17 protein-coding genes are annotated in these 16,911 nt (G+C 60.3%); 11 read left to right on the top strand and 6 right to left on the bottom strand.

Features of this window, described 5'->3' with window-relative positions; all coding sequences use genetic code 11:
- The first annotated feature begins 214 nt into the window (after nucleotides 1–214).
- From O9X91_RS05515 to O9X91_RS05505, 3 genes are all read left to right on the top strand, one after another.
- The gene (locus O9X91_RS05515) at nucleotides 215–796 is read left to right on the top strand and encodes an ATP-dependent Clp protease proteolytic subunit (protein ID WP_077981551.1); all 582 of its coding nucleotides are present in this window, start codon (nucleotides 215–217) and stop codon (nucleotides 794–796) included.
- 237 nt (nucleotides 797–1,033) lie between these two features.
- Nucleotides 1,034–1,549, top strand: coding sequence for a sigma-70 family RNA polymerase sigma factor (locus tag O9X91_RS05510; protein WP_162520318.1), 516 nt, complete (start codon nucleotides 1,034–1,036; stop codon nucleotides 1,547–1,549).
- Nucleotides 1,546–2,190: an NrsF family protein gene (locus O9X91_RS05505; RefSeq protein ID WP_142911748.1), complete on the top strand. Its 645-nt coding sequence runs from the start codon at nucleotides 1,546–1,548 to the stop codon at nucleotides 2,188–2,190. The genes O9X91_RS05510 and O9X91_RS05505 overlap by 4 nt, the downstream gene beginning before the upstream one ends.
- Before the next feature lie 73 nt (nucleotides 2,191–2,263).
- Here O9X91_RS05505 and O9X91_RS05500 read toward each other — a convergent pair whose 3' ends face one another.
- Nucleotides 2,264–3,346: an esterase-like activity of phytase family protein gene (locus O9X91_RS05500; protein ID WP_142911747.1), complete on the bottom strand. Its 1,083-nt coding sequence runs from the start codon at nucleotides 3,344–3,346 to the stop codon at nucleotides 2,264–2,266.
- A 277-nt stretch (nucleotides 3,347–3,623) separates the two neighbouring features.
- Between O9X91_RS05500 and O9X91_RS05495 the strand changes: the two genes are divergently transcribed.
- The 4 genes from O9X91_RS05495 to leuA all read left to right on the top strand — a co-directional run bounded on the left by O9X91_RS05495 (nucleotide 3,624) and on the right by leuA (nucleotide 7,358).
- Nucleotides 3,624–4,802, top strand: coding sequence for a benzoate/H(+) symporter BenE family transporter (locus O9X91_RS05495; protein WP_269833990.1), 1,179 nt, complete (start codon nucleotides 3,624–3,626; stop codon nucleotides 4,800–4,802).
- A gap of 36 nt (nucleotides 4,803–4,838) precedes the next feature.
- A complete protein-coding gene (locus O9X91_RS05490; protein WP_142911745.1) occupies nucleotides 4,839–5,132 on the top strand; it encodes a BrnT family toxin in 294 nt (97 codons plus the stop codon).
- On the top strand, nucleotides 5,089–5,331 hold the full coding sequence (gene brnA, locus O9X91_RS05485; protein ID WP_020808480.1) for a type II toxin-antitoxin system BrnA family antitoxin: 243 nt from the start codon (nucleotides 5,089–5,091) through the stop codon (nucleotides 5,329–5,331). Before O9X91_RS05490 ends, brnA begins: the two co-directional genes overlap by 44 nt.
- A 317-nt stretch (nucleotides 5,332–5,648) precedes the next feature.
- Nucleotides 5,649–7,358 carry a 2-isopropylmalate synthase gene (gene leuA / locus O9X91_RS05480; RefSeq protein WP_077981555.1) on the top strand — a complete coding sequence of 570 codons (1,710 nt, stop codon included), beginning with the start codon at nucleotides 5,649–5,651 and terminating at the stop codon, nucleotides 7,356–7,358.
- A gap of 42 nt (nucleotides 7,359–7,400) precedes the next feature.
- Here the strand turns inward: leuA and O9X91_RS05475 are convergent, their stop codons facing one another.
- The gene (locus O9X91_RS05475; protein ID WP_137410777.1) at nucleotides 7,401–8,366 is read right to left on the bottom strand and encodes a metallophosphoesterase family protein; all 966 of its coding nucleotides are present in this window, start codon (nucleotides 8,364–8,366) and stop codon (nucleotides 7,401–7,403) included.
- 81 nt (nucleotides 8,367–8,447) lie between these two features.
- Between O9X91_RS05475 and O9X91_RS05470 the strand changes: the two genes are divergently transcribed.
- Nucleotides 8,448–8,924: an NUDIX domain-containing protein gene (locus tag O9X91_RS05470; protein ID WP_202048244.1), complete on the top strand. Its 477-nt coding sequence runs from the start codon at nucleotides 8,448–8,450 to the stop codon at nucleotides 8,922–8,924.
- A 17-nt stretch (nucleotides 8,925–8,941) separates the two neighbouring features.
- On the opposite strand, the gene O9X91_RS05465 is transcribed toward O9X91_RS05470, so the two are convergent.
- Nucleotides 8,942–9,934: a glutathione S-transferase family protein gene (locus O9X91_RS05465; protein WP_077981558.1), complete on the bottom strand. Its 993-nt coding sequence runs from the start codon at nucleotides 9,932–9,934 to the stop codon at nucleotides 8,942–8,944.
- Between the two features lie 295 nt (nucleotides 9,935–10,229).
- On the opposite strand from O9X91_RS05465, the gene O9X91_RS05460 reads away from it, so the two are divergent.
- On the top strand, nucleotides 10,230–10,799 hold the full coding sequence (locus O9X91_RS05460; RefSeq protein ID WP_077981559.1) for a GNAT family N-acetyltransferase: 570 nt from the start codon (nucleotides 10,230–10,232) through the stop codon (nucleotides 10,797–10,799).
- Nucleotides 10,800–10,923: 124 nt separating this feature from the next.
- Nucleotides 10,924–12,237 carry an MFS transporter gene (locus O9X91_RS05455; RefSeq protein ID WP_137410774.1) on the top strand — a complete coding sequence of 438 codons (1,314 nt, stop codon included), beginning with the start codon at nucleotides 10,924–10,926 and terminating at the stop codon, nucleotides 12,235–12,237.
- A 59-nt stretch (nucleotides 12,238–12,296) separates the two neighbouring features.
- Here O9X91_RS05455 and O9X91_RS05450 read toward each other — a convergent pair whose 3' ends face one another.
- Nucleotides 12,297–13,262, bottom strand: coding sequence for an MBL fold metallo-hydrolase (locus tag O9X91_RS05450; RefSeq protein ID WP_142911743.1), 966 nt, complete (start codon nucleotides 13,260–13,262; stop codon nucleotides 12,297–12,299).
- 88 nt (nucleotides 13,263–13,350) lie between these two features.
- On the opposite strand from O9X91_RS05450, the gene O9X91_RS05445 reads away from it, so the two are divergent.
- The gene (locus tag O9X91_RS05445; protein ID WP_142911742.1) at nucleotides 13,351–14,304 is read left to right on the top strand and encodes a LysR family transcriptional regulator; all 954 of its coding nucleotides are present in this window, start codon (nucleotides 13,351–13,353) and stop codon (nucleotides 14,302–14,304) included.
- An 18-nt stretch (nucleotides 14,305–14,322) separates the two neighbouring features.
- Here the strand turns inward: O9X91_RS05445 and O9X91_RS05440 are convergent, their stop codons facing one another.
- Complete coding sequence (locus O9X91_RS05440) at nucleotides 14,323–14,736, bottom strand: GNAT family N-acetyltransferase (protein WP_269833991.1); 414 nt, start codon at nucleotides 14,734–14,736, stop codon at nucleotides 14,323–14,325.
- A gap of 89 nt (nucleotides 14,737–14,825) precedes the next feature.
- Complete coding sequence (locus O9X91_RS05435) at nucleotides 14,826–16,910, bottom strand: hypothetical protein (RefSeq protein ID WP_137410770.1); 2,085 nt, start codon at nucleotides 16,908–16,910, stop codon at nucleotides 14,826–14,828.
- Nucleotide 16,911: the final 1 nt, after the last annotated feature.

Raw genomic sequence — 16,911 nt, 5'->3', positions numbered from 1 at the left:
CCGCCCGCAACGGGATCTTGGGCTTCCCGCAGCCGGCGGCGCTGTAATGAGGCGTCAACGATATCGCGAAGGCAGACAGGCTGTCCATGCGTCATCTGCCGGTGGTGCTGTTTATTGTTGGAGGGCAAACCTTGCCTTTTTCGCTCATTGCCTTACGTAACAAGTCGCACTATGTCCGAAGGGCATGCACGAATTTTGCTGGAGAGAGCCGTTGATGAACGAAGACGAAGACGACAAGAGCAAGGAACTGCCGATCGGCAAGGAAACGGAAGCGAATCTTTTCAAGTCGCGTTCGATCTTCATCTATGGTGGCATCACGCAGGAACTGGCGCAGAAGGTTTGCACGCAGCTCGTGGCCCTTGCCGCCGCCAGCGACGACGATATTCGCGTATATGTCAATTCGCCGGGCGGCCATGTCGAATCGGGTGATTCCATCCATGACATGATCAAGTTCATCAAGCCGAAGGTCTATATCATCGGCACGGGCTGGGTCGCTTCCGCCGGCGCGCTGATTTACGTTTCGGTGCCGAAGGAACGGCGCCTGTGCCTGCCGAACACCCGCTTCCTGCTGCATCAACCCTCCGGCGGTACGCGCGGCATGGCCTCCGACATCGAAATCCAGGCCCGCGAAATCATCAAGATGAACCAGCGCCTGATCAAGATCTTCTCCAAGGCCACCGGCCAGAGCGAAGAAAAGATCGCCAAGGATATCGATCGCGATTATTGGCTCGGCGCGGAAGAGGCCAGGGATTACGGCCTCGTCGGCAAGATCGTCGAGAGCCAGTCGGAACTCTGAGCTTTCGATTTTTCAGTTGAGAAAGCCCGTATCGGTGGAAGCCGGTGCGGGCTTTTCGTTTAAGGTCGGTGTTATTTCATCATGTCGCAGGCCTTGGGCCGGCCGTTGCATCTTCACGTGCTTGTGAGGGCAAGTTCGAGCGAGATTTTTTTTGAGTCACCATGTAACAATATCCTCCCGAGCGCGAATAACCCGATAGTGACGATGACAGGCAGCCCTTCGGAAGAGACACTGAAAATGCTGATGCTGCGTTCCCTCGATGGGGACGAAGGTGCCTACAGGCATTTGCTTCATGCCCTGAGACGGCTGCTGATCGCCTATTACGGCAGGCGCATGGCCGCCGCCGCCAGAGGCGATGTCGAAGATATTGTGCAGGAAACCCTGTTGTCGCTTCACGCCAAACGAGAGACCTATGATCGTGCGCGACCTTTCACGGCGTGGTTCTTTTCGATAGCGCGCTACAAGCTCATCGATCACTATCGGGGCCGGGGTGCGCGCCTGTTGGCGGAAGTCGAACTTGATGAAACGCTGGAGGCGGAACCGTCTGTTGACGCGGTCACAGCCCGCATGGATGTGGAGCGGTTGCTCGACGAACTGCCGGAACGGCAACGGGATCTCATTCGAAGGGTGAAGCTAGAAGGTCACTCAATTGCCGAAGCGGCGCAACAGTCCGGCCAGACCGAGCTTGCGGCGAGGGTCGGTATTCACAGAACGCTGAAAGTCCTGGCGGCAAAGTTGCGGGGGGACACGTGAAGAAGACGGAAGACATCATCGAACAATTGGCGGGCGATCTGAAACCTGTTGCCGCTTTCGCGCTGGAGCGGAGGTTGGCGTTCGCCGTCTTGCCTGCGCTCGGCCTTTCGCTGGTGCTGATGCTGGCCATTCTGGGGCTTCGCGTCGACATGAGTGACGCCATGACCGAACCGGGTTTCTGGGTCAAATCCGCCTATAACGCCGTTCTTGCCACGGTTGCCTTTTTCGCCGTCATGCGGCTTGCGCGGCCGGAAGGCGAGCGGGGTTTCCTGTTTGTGTGGCTTGCGCTGATTTTTGTCGCCATGGCGCTTATCGCGCTCGTTCAACTCGGATTTGCCGTGCCCGGCACCTACAGCACCCTTATTATCGGGTCGTCGGCGCTGCATTGCCCGTTTTTCATCGTTGCTTTTGCACTGCCGCTGTTTATGGCGAATTTTGCGGTTCTCAAGCGTTCGGCTCCCGCTGATCCCACGCTTGCGGGATTTGCCGCAGGCATTGCCGCGGGTGCGGCCGGAGCTTGGGTCTATTCGTGGTTCTGCACCGAAAACGGCATGGCTTTCGTGTTGATCTGGTATTCGCTGGGCATCTTGGTGACCGGCATCGTCGGCGCTTTTGCCGGCTCACGTCTGCTTCGCTGGTGAAGACGCCTCTCGGAATAATTGCCGATGCCGGCTCTGAGCTGTTTAAGAGCCGGCATTCCGCTTCTGGCGGATTTCACTGACTGAGGTTGGCGGGAATTGCGAAAGCTGCAAACTGGGTGAACTGCTTGCCCGTGTTGAAATTGTCATCGGAGGCGATGACGAAGAGCTGCTTGCCATCCACCACCGGGCCGAAGGCGAAGCTTTCGATATTATCGATATCGAGGCCGAAATCGCCTTCGTTGATTTCAAACCAGGGTGATTTGGATACGGCGGCCACGGATGCCGGATCGATCTTGTCCTTGCCGAGAATATTGTCGGCGCGGGACATGTCGGCGATGAAAAAGCGGATGTGGTTACCGACGCCGGAGGCAAAATTGCGCTCGACGGCGACAAAACGACCATCCGGCAGTGCGGCGATGGCGGAAAGGCCGTTGTCGTTATATTTCGGCTCGGCGGCCGTCGGCGTCTTCGAGATTGCCTCGGTGACATAGACGTGCTCGGCGACCGGCTTCAGCGTCGCCGTGTCGATGACGAGGATGCGGGCCGGGCTGCCCGCCTGCGGCGTCGCCTTGGGGCCGTCCTGGATGAGAGCATTTTCGGTGGCGGCGATCAGCCGGCCGGGCATCAGGGTCAGGCCTTCAAAAGCGAGGTTGTTCTGGACGCCCTTGGTCTTTGCGTCGTCGACGAGATAGGCGGCCGGCAGCTCCAGCCGCTTCACATTGCTGCCGTCGAGGTCCGCGACGTAGAGAGCCGGCTGGTTCTTCAGGTCGCGTTCGGACGACCAGTAGAGCTTGCCGCCCTTGCGGTCGAGCGCGACGCCCTCCGCATCGATGCCCTTCGGCGCATAAGCGGCGCCAGTCTCATCCTTCAGTTCGCGCGTGGCGGCGATGTTGAGCGTGGCGGCGCCTTCCGTCACGGCCAGTTCCAGCTCGTAATAACGGGCCGGCCCTTTTTCCACGCGGTCATCGGAAATTGCGAGATAACGTCCGGTTTCGCTGTCAAAGGCGAGATCGGAAATGCCGCCGAAGGTAACGCCATCAATGGAAAGACCCGATGGAACGACGATCTGGCCCAGAAACGCCGGTGGCGGCGGGGTCTGGGCTACGGCCGGCAGAGCTGCAAAACAGCAGGCGACGATGGTGACGGTGCGGAGCATGGCAAGGGTCCCTCTTGTTGTGCATGATCGGTCGTGATGCAGGCAGGATTAGCGCCGCGCCGCTAAACTTTGATGACGTTTTCCGCTCCGCCGTACCTGAAGTCTGGCGGCTCATCTTGCCAAGCGGCGTCTTTTTTGATCCTGAATATAATCACGCTTCATCCGAAGCGTGTCGCCATCCCCGGATTCGCGCGTCACGCTTCAGTTTTGTTTCTGCCTGTCGCCAATGTGGACCGTTGCGGTTGTTTGCGACAGGCAGCAGGCCGCAGAGTGCTTCATGCTGAAAGATTTTTCCGTCCAGAGCCTGTTCATGGGCTGCCTCACCGCCTTTGTCGGTTTCGCCAGCTCCTTCGCCGTCGTGCTGCAGGGCCTGAAAGCTGTCGGTGCGACGGATTTCGAGGCGGCGTCGGGGCTGATGGCGCTTTCGGTAGCAATGGGGCTTTGCGCCATTATCCTTTCCGCCGCCACCCGGCTTCCCATCAGCATCGCCTGGTCGACGCCGGGCGCTGCGCTGCTTGCGACCACCGGCGTTATTGAGGGCGGCTTTCCGGCGGCCGTCGGCGGTTTCATCATCTGCGCCATCCTGATCATCATCGCGGGCCTATTCAGGCCGCTGGGAAAGGCTGTCGCCTCCATTCCTGCGCCGCTTGCCAACGCCATGCTTTCGGGCGTCATCATCGGCCTGTGTTTCGCGCCCATCAAGGCAATCGGTTTCAACCCGGCGCTTGGATTGCCCATCATCCTTGCCTGGATCGTGGTGGGAGCCTTCAAACGGCTGTTCGCTGTGCCCGCCGCCCTTGCCGCCTTCGTGCTGGTGATGATTTTCGGCGTCGACATTCCGGCGGGTGCGCTGGACAGCGTGGCGCAATCGCTGACGCCGCCGATGGAGTGGGTAACGCCTGTCTTCAGTCTCCACGCGGTTGTTTCCATCGCGCTGCCGCTCTTCATCGTCACCATGGCCTCGCAGAATATTCCCGGTATCGCGGTGCTCAAGGTCAATCATTACAATCCGCAGCCCGGACCGCTTTTCGCCTCGACCGGCTTTTTCTCGCTGCTCTCTGCGCCGTTTGGCGGGCATGCGGTCAATCTCGCGGCGATTACGGCGGCCATGTGCGCGGGCGAGGACGCCCATCCCGATCCAACGCGGCGTTACTGGGCGGCGATCATCGGCGGTGTCGGCTATATTATTTTCGGTCTTTTGGCGGGCGTGGTCACCGCCTTCGTGGCGCTGGCGCCGCCCATCCTCGTTCAGGCGGTGGCGGGGCTGGCACTGGTTGGCGCCTTTTCCGGCTCGGCTGTCGCGGCGTTCAGGGAGCCGGAAACTCGCGAGGCGGCGGCCATCACTTTCCTCATCACGGCGTCCGGGCTTTCCTTCGGCGGTATTTCCGGAGCCTTCTGGGGGCTGATCGGTGGCGGGCTGATGATGGCGTTGCAGCGGGTGGTGAAGCGTGGTTAGATGGTGGAAATGGTATAGTTTTTATATTATATTCCTATGGTATTCGAATTTGATCCGATAAAGAGCGCTGGCAATAAAGACAAACACGGCATCGATTTTGTCGATGCACAGGCATTGTGGCACGATAAATACGGTTTGACGGTTACAGCGCAGAATATTGGAGAAGAGCGGTTCGCCCTCATCGCACTTCTCGGCGAGAAGTTGTGGTTGGCTGTCCATACAGTGCGGGGTGGCCGTATTCGCATCATTTCCGTGCGACGTGTCCGAGAATTAGAGAGGTATCATTATGAAGACAATAAGCGCAGAAGAATTCGACAGGATGGCCGATGACGGCGAAGACATCAGCGAATATCTCGACTGGTCGACGGCGCGCCATCTGAACATCGAACCCAAGCGCGTGAACATCGATTTTCCGACGTGGGTCGTCAACGATCTCGACAACGAAGCACGTCGTCTCGGTGTGACCCGGCAATCGCTTGTCAAATTGTGGATCGCTGAAAGGCTGGAGACTGGCCGTCAAGCAAAATAAGCCTGCGCATCACAAGATCACTTGTCAGACCGCCAGCCGCTGTTTATACACATCGCCATGAGCAACAGCATCGCAACCATTTTTGGCATGAGCGCGCAGATTTCTGCGAAGGCCTCGCCGTGCGGTGCACTCTCGCTTCTTAGCCTCGACCTTACACGCGGTTGCCGGGTCCAGTGAGGAGCGCCCGGCGGCCGAAAGCCCGCTGGCGCAAACGCTCCTCATCTCGAAATCTCATTTTATACTGGATTTAGGCCCTGAAGGGCCGCGCATCCGCCGATGGCGAAAGACGCCCGCGGACTGCGCAAGGAGGAAGCGAAATGGACGGTAAGATCACCAATATTTCCAAGGGCATGGCTGACGCTAGCGTGAAGTATCGCCCTTACCCGACCATCAATATTCCCGACCGCACATGGCCGGGTAAGACCATCGACAAGGCGCCGATCTGGTGTTCGGTGGACCTGCGCGACGGCAACCAGTCGCTGGTCAACCCCATGGGTCACGACCGCAAGGCACGCATGTTCAAGCTGCTGCTCGAAATGGGTTTCAAGGAAATCGAGATCGGTTTCCCTTCCGCCTCGCAGACGGATTTCGATTTCGCCCGCTGGTGCGTGGAAGAGGGCAACGTGCCCGACGATGTCTCCCTGCAGGTGCTGGTGCAGTGCCGCCCGGAGCTGATTAGCCGCACCTTCGAGGCGTTGGAAGGCGCCAACAAGCCGATCATCCATTTCTACAATTCCACGTCGGAATTGCAGCGCCGCGTGGTGTTCGGCAAGGATGTGCATGGCATCAAGCAGATCGCCGTCGATGCCGCCAAGATGATCACCGATATGGCGGCGAAGGCTGGCGGCGGTTATCGTTTCGAATATTCGCCCGAGAGCTTTACCGGCACCGAGCTGGAAGTGGCGCTGGAAATCTGCAATGCCGTGGTCGAGGTGGTGAAGCCGACGGCGGACAACAAGCTGATCCTGAACCTGCCCTCGACCGTCGAAATGGCGACGCCGAACATCTATGCCGACCAGATCGAATGGATGTGCCGCAATATCGATAACCGCGAAAACGTCATCATCTCGCTGCATCCGCATAATGACCGTGGTACCGGCATTGCCGCGACCGAACTGGGTCTGATGGCGGGTGCGGATCGCGTCGAAGGCACGCTGTTCGGCAATGGCGAGCGCACCGGCAATGTCGACGTCGTGACGCTGGCGCTGAACATGTATACGCAGGGTGTGGATCCTGAGCTGGACTGCCGCGATATCGAGCGCATCAAGGATGTCTACGAATATTCCAACGAGATGACGATCCCGGAGCGCCACCCTTACGTGGGCGAACTGGTCTATACGGCCTTCTCCGGCTCGCATCAGGATGCGATCAACAAGGGCATGAAGGCGATCAAGGTCGCCAACCACCCTGTTTGGGAAGTGCCCTATCTGCCGATCGATCCGAAGGATGTCGGCCGCTCCTATGAGGCGATCATTCGCATCAACTCACAATCCGGCAAGGGCGGTATCGCCTATATTCTCCAGCAGGATTACGGCATCAACCTGCCGCGCAATTTGCAGGTGGAGTTCCGTGAGGACATCCAGCGCATCACCGATGAAGAGGGCGTGGAACTGCCGGCCAAGCGCATCTACGAGCGTTTTATCGAGCGCTACGTGACACAGCCGAATGCGCGCATCAAGTTCGTGGATCACCACACCTATCCGGCCGGCGATTTCAAGGGCGTGCGCATCGTCGCCGCCGAGATCACCGACAATGGCGAGGTGAAGCGCATCGAGGGCAAGGGAACGGGTCCGATCGACGGGTTCATCAATGCGCTGTCGGTTTATCTCGGGGTTGATCTGTCGGTAAACGATTATTCGGAGCATTCACTGCAGCATGGCTCGAATGCTTCGGCCATCGCCTATGTCGAGATGGAGCATCCGGGTGGTAAGTTGTTCGGCGCGGGGATCAACACGAATATCGTGGCGGCTTCGCTGGAGGCAATCGTTTCGGCGGCCAACCGGGTGTTGGAAGAGCGGGCGAAGTGAGCTTGCTTGGAGGGTGGGTTTACCCCCCCACCCTCCGTCGCTTTACTCCTCCGGACTCTGCTCCGCAGGACGCGAAAAGCCCAGCGGCCTACCATTCTCATAAAACACCCTGATATCCTCAAGCGCCACACCCGTGCCGGCCTCATTGAGGCTATGCCGTTCGCAGGCAACGTTCCAGGTGCCGGGACCGCCGGAAATGTTGAAGAGATTATAGGCCGCCCGCGGTTTTTCGCCGCCCGGCCCCTGGCTCGCGGAGGAAATGCCGACGACCGGGATGTGGTCCAGCCCATGATGCGTATTCAGCCAGTAAACCGTGTTCAAATGGGTATGCCCATGCAACACCAGCTCCGCACCGCCGACGCCCAGTGCCGCTGCAAAACGGCGAACGCCGAACATGCGCTTGTGGGCGGCAGTGGCACCCCGGATCGGCGGATGATGGATCATCACCACGCGGAACAAACCCTGTTCACCGGCTTTTTTTAAGAGTTCCGCCGTGGCGCGGGCCTGCCGGTTACCGAAATATCCCGTTGCGGAGAAGGGCGGTGTGGCAATAGAGGTGGAGCAGCCAATCAGTGCGACGGGGCCGCGCACGCGCATATAGGGGAAAATCTTGCGGTCATCATCCCATTCCGCAGGGTCGCCATCACCGCGCACGTAAGGATACCAGGCCTGCATGGCCTTGTCGTGCGCGCCGGACACATAGGCGTCGTGATTACCGGGAACGACGGAGGTCTTTTCGGGATCGCCCACTTCCTCCAGCCAATCGGCGGCGGCGCGGATTTCGATGCCGGTCGCAAGATTGACGAGATCGCCGGTGATAGCCAGATGATCCGGCGATTTTGTCTCGAGATCGTCGAGCAGCTTTTCAAGCGTATCGGTGAAGAGATGCTTGCGGCGGTTGCGATGCCAGTTGACGAAACCGGTGATCCGTTTCGATGCAAGTTCCCGGAAAGTGAGTTTCGGCAAAGGCCCCAAATGGACGTCTGAAATATGCGCAAGTTTGAACATGGCGGGAGAGATAACCTATGATATGCCACACGTCCAACAAAAGCCTGCCGACGGGGAGAAACCAGAGTGAGTGATGAGACAATGCGGCGGGACGCCCGCCCGTTCCACACGCGCCTGCTGATCCGCATTCTGCATTTCGTTTTCCTGTTCACGCGCGGTGCAACCCTTGGCGTGCGCGCCGCTTGCTACGATGAACAGGGCAGGATTTTTCTCGTGCGGCACACCTATCTGCCCGGCTGGTATCTGCCGGGCGGCGGGGTGGAACGCGGCGAAACCCTGCTCGCGGCATTACACAAGGAAATTCGCGAGGAAGGCAATCTTGAGGCTTCCTCGAAGCCGGAGCTTTTGCATGTCTACCTCAATCTGGAAGGCAGTAACCGCGATCATGTGGCGCTCTACCGGCTTCAGGTCACCCAGACCACGCCGAAAAAACCGGATCATGAAATCACTGAAAGCGGTTTTTTCGATCTCTCAGACCTGCCGGAAAATGTGACACCCGCCACCCGCCGCCGCCTTGCCGAACTTTCCGGCAAAGCGGCGATTGCCGACTACTGGTAGCGGCGGCATTTCTGCCGTCAGGCAAGTGCCTCGCGGCCATGGGCCATGGTCAGGTCCAGTTCCGGGCCAACGGGCACGATGCCGGTCGGATTGATGGTGCGGTGGCTGCGGTAATAATGTTCCTTGATGTGGCGCATATCGACCGTTTCAGGTACGCCCGGCGTCTGGTAGAGATCGCGCAGATAAGCTGTCAGGTGCGGATAGTCGTGGATGCGGCGGATGTTGCACTTGAAATGGCCGACATAGACAGGATCGAACCGCACCAGCGTGGTGAATAGCCGCCAGTCCGCTTCCGTCTGCTCCGCGCCGAACAGGAAACGTCGATCCTTCAGGCGGTCCTCCAGCATATCCAGCGTTTCGAATACCTTTACGGCGTTCTGCTGGTAGGCATCCTGCGTGGTGGCGAAACCGGCTTTGTAAACACCGTTATTGACGGTGTCGTAGATTACCTCGTTCAGTGCGTCGATTTCCGAGCGCAGTGCTTCAGGATAATAATCGGCCTGCGAGCCGGTGAGATCGTTGAAGGCCACGTTGAACATGCGGATGATTTCCGCCGATTCATTGGAGACGATGGTGCCGCGTTTTTTATCCCACAGCACTGGCACGGTGACACGCCCCGAATATTTGGGGTCTGCTTTGGTGTAGACCTGCCAGAGCGCCGAGGAGCCGAAGAGGTGATCCTCGGTCGCGCCCGGTGTGCGCTCGCCCTCAGGCTTGAATTCCCAGCCGTTTTCCAGCATCAGCGGATCGACGACGGAGACGGAAATCAGGTCTTCCAGCTTCTTCAGCTTGCGGAAGATCAGGGTGCGGTGCGCCCAGGGGCAGGCGAGGGAGACGTAGAGGTGGTAACGGTCCTTCCCCGCCTCGAACCCGCCTTCTCCGGAAGGGCCGGGTGCGCCGTCGGCTGTAATCCAGTTGCGGAATTGCGAGGCACTGCGCTTAAAGTGCCCCTTGGTTTCCTTGGTGTCGTACCAGACGTCTTTCCATACGCCTTCCACGAGCATACCCATGATGATCTCCTTGGTTGTTTCCTTGTGGCCGATCCTACCCGTTTCACGGTCAGGCGCGAACCCGCCAGGTATTGAACAATGCGTTTCCGCCTCGCATAGCGGGAATGGCACGGCGTAGCGATTTGTTCTGGACGGACCGTTATTTTCCTGATAATTGCGATTTTCACAATTCTGAGGAAATTTTTGATTATGATCGAACCACGGATGCTCCGACGACGCTGACGCTCCTGAACGCCCTTACCGGCGCAGCCGTCATCTATTGTCGCATCCGTATTCTGGAAGTTTCGGTCTCTTCATGTCCAAGCACGATCTTGTCTACCTCACCGAGGACGCGTCGCACGACGCCATCATCGACGTCATCAACGAAGAAGCATTCGGTCCCGGCCGGCATACCCGTGCGGCCGCGCGCATCCGCGAGCAGGGGCCGCATGACCGGTCGCTGTCCTTCGTCTGCGCCGATGATGGCGAGACGATTGCTTCGGTGCGCATGACGCCGGTTCTGGCCGGCGGGGTGAAGGGCCATATGCTCGGGCCCCTTGCCGTTCGGCCCTCGCACAAGAACAAGGGCATCGGCCGGGAACTCGTCCGGATCGCCATTGCCGCCGCCCGGCGCAACGGCTCGGAAGCCGTGATCCTGATTGGCGATCCGCCCTATTATATGCCGCTCGGTTTCGAGAAGGTCGCTTATGCGGCGCTCGATTTTCCGGGTCCGGTGGACCCGAGCCGGGTGCTGGTGGTGCCAATTGGAGACGACGTGCATCAGCGGCTGAAGGGCAAGATCGGCTGGCGCAATTGCCAGGCCGTCATGCCGGCCGCCATGGCGGCAGATGAGGGTTTTGAGGAGCCGCTCAGGGTTTACGGCTGAGGGGTTCGTCTATCGTTGCGGCGTGCATTTCGTTCCAACCGTGCAAACCCTCCACAGAATTCAATTCCGTTTCCTCCCCCTATACGATAGCAAGTCAAAGTCGATTTCTGCAAAGGGGCGGGGCATGACGGCTATCACCATGAACGATGCGCTGGAGCGCGCGGGCGCAGGCGCCTATCAGCGGCGGCTGATGGGCATATTCGGCCTCGTCTGGGCCGCGGATGCCATGCAGGTTCTCGCCGTCGGCTTCACCGCCGCCTCGATTGCCGCAACCTTCGGGCTGACGGTGCCGCAGGCCTTGCAGACCGGAACGGCGTTCTTTTTCGGCATGTTGCTGGGTGCTGCCGGTTTCGGGCGGCTGGCGGATCGTTACGGGCGTCGCCGTGTGCTGATCGTCACCGTGGCCTGCGATGCGCTGTTCGGCGTGCTTTCGGTGTTCGCTCCCGATTTTACCATCCTGCTCGTCCTGCGTTTTCTCACCGGGGCCGCCGTGGGCGGCACGCTGCCGGTGGATTATGCGATGATGGCCGAATTCCTGCCCGCCAAAAATCGTGGCCGCTGGCTGGTCTTTCTGGAGGGTTTCTGGGCTGTCGGCACGCTGATCGTGGCGCTGGCGGCCTGGGGCGCGAGCCTTGCCGGCGTCGCCGATGCCTGGCGTTACATTTTTGCCGTGACGGCGTTCCCGGCCGTTCTGGGGCTGGGCTTACGTTTTCTGGTGCCGGAATCGCCGCTTTACCTGCTGCGCAGCGGGCGATTGGAGGAAGCCAAGGCCGTCGTCAACCGCATGCTGGTGACGAATGGGCGCGCGCCGCTCGATGCCGGGACGGCGCTTTTCCAGCCTGATGTGGCTAAGGGCCAGGGGATATTTTCACCGGCGCTCAGGCAGCGCAGCCTCATGATCCTTGCGATCTGGTTCCTCGTCTCTGTTTCCTATTACGGCGTCTTCACCTGGATGCCGGCGAAACTGGCGGGCGACGGTTTCGGTTTCGTGCGCGGTTACGGGTTTCTGGTGCTGGTGGCGCTGGCGCAGATCCCCGGTTATGCGCTTGCCGCTTATGGCGTTGAAAAATGGGGTCGCAAGCCGACGCTGATCGGTTTTTGCCTGCTCTCGGCGCTCGGTTGCCTGCTGTTCACACTCGCGGTCGGCGGCGTTATGATTGCCGCTTCGCTGCTGATCATGAGTTTTGCCCTTCTCGGCACCTGGGGCGCGCTCTACGCCTTTACGCCGGAGCTTTACCCGACCGAATCGCGCGCAACCGGCATGGGGGCTGCGGGCGCCATGGCAAGGCTGGGCGGCCTGCTGGCGCCGTCTCTGCTTGGCTATGCCATAGCGCAGGGTTTTGGCGTCGCAATCGGCATTTTCGCCGGTCTGCTGGTGCTTGCCGCCATTGCCGCGACGATGATCAATGCGGAAACGCGGCAGGTGGCGCTGACCTGACGCGTCGTTCCCGCGCAAAGGCCTGACCCGTTGAGGATCAGGCCAGGCTGTTTCGCCCCTTAGAGCGCCGTATAATTGACCGGCAGCCAATCGTAATTGGTGCTGTCGCTGCGCACATGGCCGATACCGGGGAAGGCTATATGTGCGCCAGCCACCAGATATCTGCCTTCCACCGCCTGCCGGAACGCCAGATCACGCGCCACGACGGCGGCCTTCTGGTCGACGTCGAATTCGATCGCCACATCCGGCTCATCGAACTGGAGGATATCGCCATGGGTGATATCGCCCCAGAAGACGATTTTCTGGCCGTCGCTTTCGAGAACAATAGCGCTGTGGCCGGGCGTGTGGCCGGCGTAAAGGACAGAGCCGAGACCGGCAACCGGCGCGGCATTATCGCCGAATGTCTCGAATTTGCCGGCATCGATATAGGGCTGGATGCTCTCCTTCGCTTCGGCATAACCCTTCTTCAGCGCTTCGGGGGCCGCCTTGGCCTTTGCCGCATCGAGCCAGAAGGCGGCTTCGCGCTCGTTGACGTGCAGGGTCGCATTGGCAAAGACACGTTTGCCATCGGCCGATAGCCCGCCGGAGTGGTCGGTATGGATATGGGTGAGGACAACGTCATCTATTTCAGCGCTTTTATAACCGGAGGCCTCAATATTGGCGACGAGCCTTCCGAGGGACGGGCCGAGATAGGCGCCGGTGCCGGCGTCGATCAGCACCAGCCTGTCTCCTGTGTTGACGAGAAATGCATTGACTGAGGTGGGCGTCTCTTCCGGCAGGAAGGCGTCCTGTAAGACCTTCGAGGCGTGTTCCGGTGTGGTGTTGGTGTAAATCTTGGCGAGTGGCAGCGCGATGACTCCGTCCGAGAGGGCGGTGACTTCCGCCTTGCCGACCATCAGCCGATGAAAGCCGGGGGCCTGTGTGGCGGCAAGGGGCGCCTTGGCGAATGCGACGGCGGGTGCAACAAAAGGCGCGGCGAAGATGGCGCTGGCGGCGCCTTTTAGAAGTGAGCGACGTGACGGCATTGGGGGACTCCTGGGTTGAAGGAATGTCTTGAAACTTTCCGCACTCCAGCTAAGTGTAGACAGGTCAGCAATCAAATCGATGTGACTTATGCAAACTATCGATCATTTCAATCTCCGTTCCTTCGACCTCAATCTTCTCATCGCTTTCGATGCGATGATGGAGGAGATGAACGTTACGCGCGCCGCGCGGCGGCTGAAAATCCAGCAGCCGGCGATGAGCCATAATCTCTCCACCCTGCGGACGCTGTTTCAGGACGAGCTTTTTATCCGCGTGGGGCAGGAGATGAAGCCGACGGCGCGAGCGCTCCATCTGGCTGGCCCGGTGCGGCAGGCGCTCCGGCAGGCGCAGGCGGCGGTTTTGACGGCGGATGTGTTCGATCCGGCCACCGAGCGCCGCACGTTCCGGCTGGGCATGTCTAGCGAGGTGGAGCTGTTGCTTTTGCCGGATCTGACGGCGCGGCTGCGCGAAATCGCGCCCGGCATCCGCATTCTGGCCCGCAGCGGGCAGGAGCAGGAGATCACGGCGATGCTGGATACGGGCGTGATCGACATGGCTGTTGGATGCACCTATTCGAAGGAGCAGCGCCACCGTTGCGAACCGCTTTATTCCTCCAGCGTGCTGTGCTGCTTCAACCCGGCTTTGCTCGATCTGCCCAATCCCGTGGGACTGGACGCCTATATCGAGGCCAAACATGCGGTCATATCGCAGACGGACAGCCTGCATGGCTGCATCAAGGATGCACTGGAACTGAGCGGCTTGGAAATCGATGTCGTTGCGGCTGCGCCGGATTTCCTTTCGGTTCTGGCGACGGCGCGATCCTCAGCGGTGCTGGCGACCGTGTCCTCACGCATCGCCCTTCGTTACGCGCCAATGCTGGGGCTGGAAATAAGCCCCGTGCCGGTGACGCTCAGTTTCCCGCCCGTCGCCATGGTCTGGACATTGCAGACTGACGCGGATGCCGGAGCCGTGTGGCTTCGCCAGCAAATCCGCGAGGCCATGGGCCGAACGGTCGACGGTGGGGTATCGGGGATCGCCGCTTAGAGGCGCTTAGCGGATGCTCTAGAAGCGCTTCTCCAGCCAGGTGATCGACTGGCCGCTGGAGAGGGGGCCGAGCGAGCCGATCTTGATAAAACCGTAGCGTTCGTAGGTTCTCAGGGCATCCGGGTTCATCGTATCGATATAGGCGCCCATGCAGCCGCGTTTTCTGGCTTCCGCCTCCGCCATGGCAAGCAGCTTCGGGCCTATGCCCTGACCGCGCATGGTTTCCGGCACGAAAAGAAGCTGGACGTAAAGCCAGCCGCGAGCGGTGTGGCCCACCAGGCCGCCGGTGACGATGTTTTCGTCGTCGCGGATGGTGATGTTGAGTTCACGTTTGTCGCTTTCACCGAAACGGGCGAGATTATAGGCCACCAGCGGATCGCGAATGGCCTTTTCGGCCTCTGCATCCGCGACATCGCTCAAAACGAAATTCATGTTCATCTTCCCGGGCCGCCGGGCGGCAGCCGTTTCCCGTTTTCCGTTCCGAGACGTGAATCGTCTTAAGCTCTGCGCTTGAAACGCCCTTACCGGCCCTCACGCCACCAAAGCGCGGAAAAGGCAAGCAGCAACGCGCCAAGCCCGGCAAAACCGGCAAAGAGCGGCAGGGTGTTGACGCCTTTCAGCACCGTCTCGTCGGTCATGCGTATCAGCATGCGATCCTCATCGGCAACCCTGATATCTCCGCGCACCGGCAATATATCGGGAAGGGCGATGCGGCCGGAACTATCGGCCACCCGGTGCACGCTGCCCCTGGTGGCATCGGCCAGCGGTTTCAGCGTTTCGGTCGTCGAGATCATCGCCTTGAATTCCGGCGCATCCACCGCGCCGACATGAACGAGAGTGGTGAAATCGCCGTTCTTGATCTCGAACAGGCCGGTTTCATCCATGCGGCGCTCGATTTTGTAAAGACCGGGCTCGGTGCTGGTGAAGGCCATGTTCTCCGTCTTGCCCGAAGGGAAACGCACGCTTGCCTGACCGGGATCGTCGCCGATAGTCTGGCGGGTGATCTGCAAGGTACGGCCATTGGCACGCGCCGTCAGAGCCTCTTCCTCAAGCTCGGGCTCCTTCATCAGCCAGTGGGCGATACGGCGGTAAAGCGCCACATGCGGGCCGCCGCCTTCATAACCACGCGCCCAGAGCCAGCCCTGATCCGACAGCAGCATGGCAACACGGCCTTCGCCCTGGCGGTTCAGCACCAGAAGCGGGTCCTGCCCGTCGCCCAGCATCACCGTCTGGCCCTGCGGCGGGTCGACGCTGATGGTGCGGAACCAGCGGCCCCATTGCGGCGGCTCGGCGCCAGATCCATCCAGCCCACGGGTGACAGGGTGTTTTTTGCCCGCTTCCGAAAGGCGCGGGTAGAAAGCGGCCTGATGCACCTGCCCGGTCGGCTGCGCCGGCAGCACGGAGGCGAGCGGTGTCATTGCGATCGAATCCTGCCCGGCATGTTCCGGACCGGCGGCGATCAGCAGCGCGCCGCCCTTTTCGACATATTGGGCGATGTAATCGTAATAGAGGATCGGCAGCACACCGCGATGCTGGTAACGGTCGAAAATGATGAGATCGAAATCCTCGATTTTTTCGACGAACAGCTCGCGGGTGGGGAAGGCGATCAGCGAGAGTTCGTTGATTGGGGTGCCGTCCTGCTTTTCCGGCGGGCGCAAAATGGTGAAATGCACCAGATCGACCGAGGCATCGGATTTCAGGAGGTTACGCCACGCCCGTTCCCCGGCGTGGGGTTCGCCGGAGACGAGCAGCACGCGCAGGTTCTGGCGAATGCCTTCGATCAGGTGAACGGCGCGGTTATTGGCAGCCGTCACTTCACCGGGAAGCTCGGCGACGGAAAATTCCATGACATTGTTGCCGCCGCGCGGAACCTTGAAACTGAACGGCGTCGGCTGGCCGGGTGTCGCCTGAAGCGTCGCGATTTCCTCACCGTTCATCTTCACCGTCACTTCCGCAGCACCGCCGCCGGCGGGGCGACCGTCATCGAAGACGCGCAAGGTCAGCTGTTGTTCCTCGTTGACGATGCCGAAGCGCGGGGCGCGGACGATCTCGATACGGCGGTCGAATTCATCGGCCTTGCCGGTGATCAGTCCGTGGACGGGGGCGCGGAAGCCCAGCACCTGTTCGGCATTGGGCAGGGCATTCGGGATATCGTGAATCTGGCCGTCGCTGAGGAAGATCGCGCCGCCGACGCGGGATGGCGAGACATCCGAAACGGCGGAGGAAAGGGCCGAGAAAAGCTGCGTCGAGGGTGAATCGCTCTCACCATTGTCACGCACTTCCACGATGCGCGGCTCGATGCGCGGGAAGCGGGACAGCCGGTCTTGCAGCGCATTCAGGGCGGTGTCGGTCATTTGCGGCCGGTCCTGCACATCCTGACTCTGCGAGCGGTCGACGATGACGGGAACGATGGTGGAAAGCGGTTCGCGCTCCTCCTGCGTCAAAAGCGGATTGGCGATGGCGGCAAGCAAAGCGGCGAGCGCCAGCCCGCGCAGCCATGCGCCGCGGACACCGCGCCACAGGCCGATGAAGGAGAGGACAAGGGCGGCGACAGCCAGAACGGCAATCACGATCCACGGCAGGAAGGGGGCGAAGGTCAATGTCATG

Source organism: Agrobacterium salinitolerans, assembly GCF_027498475.1.
Lineage (GTDB): Bacteria > Pseudomonadota > Alphaproteobacteria > Rhizobiales > Rhizobiaceae > Agrobacterium > Agrobacterium salinitolerans.
Note: the sequence above shows the minus strand (reverse complement) of the source record. Positions and strands in the feature narration are given on the sequence as shown.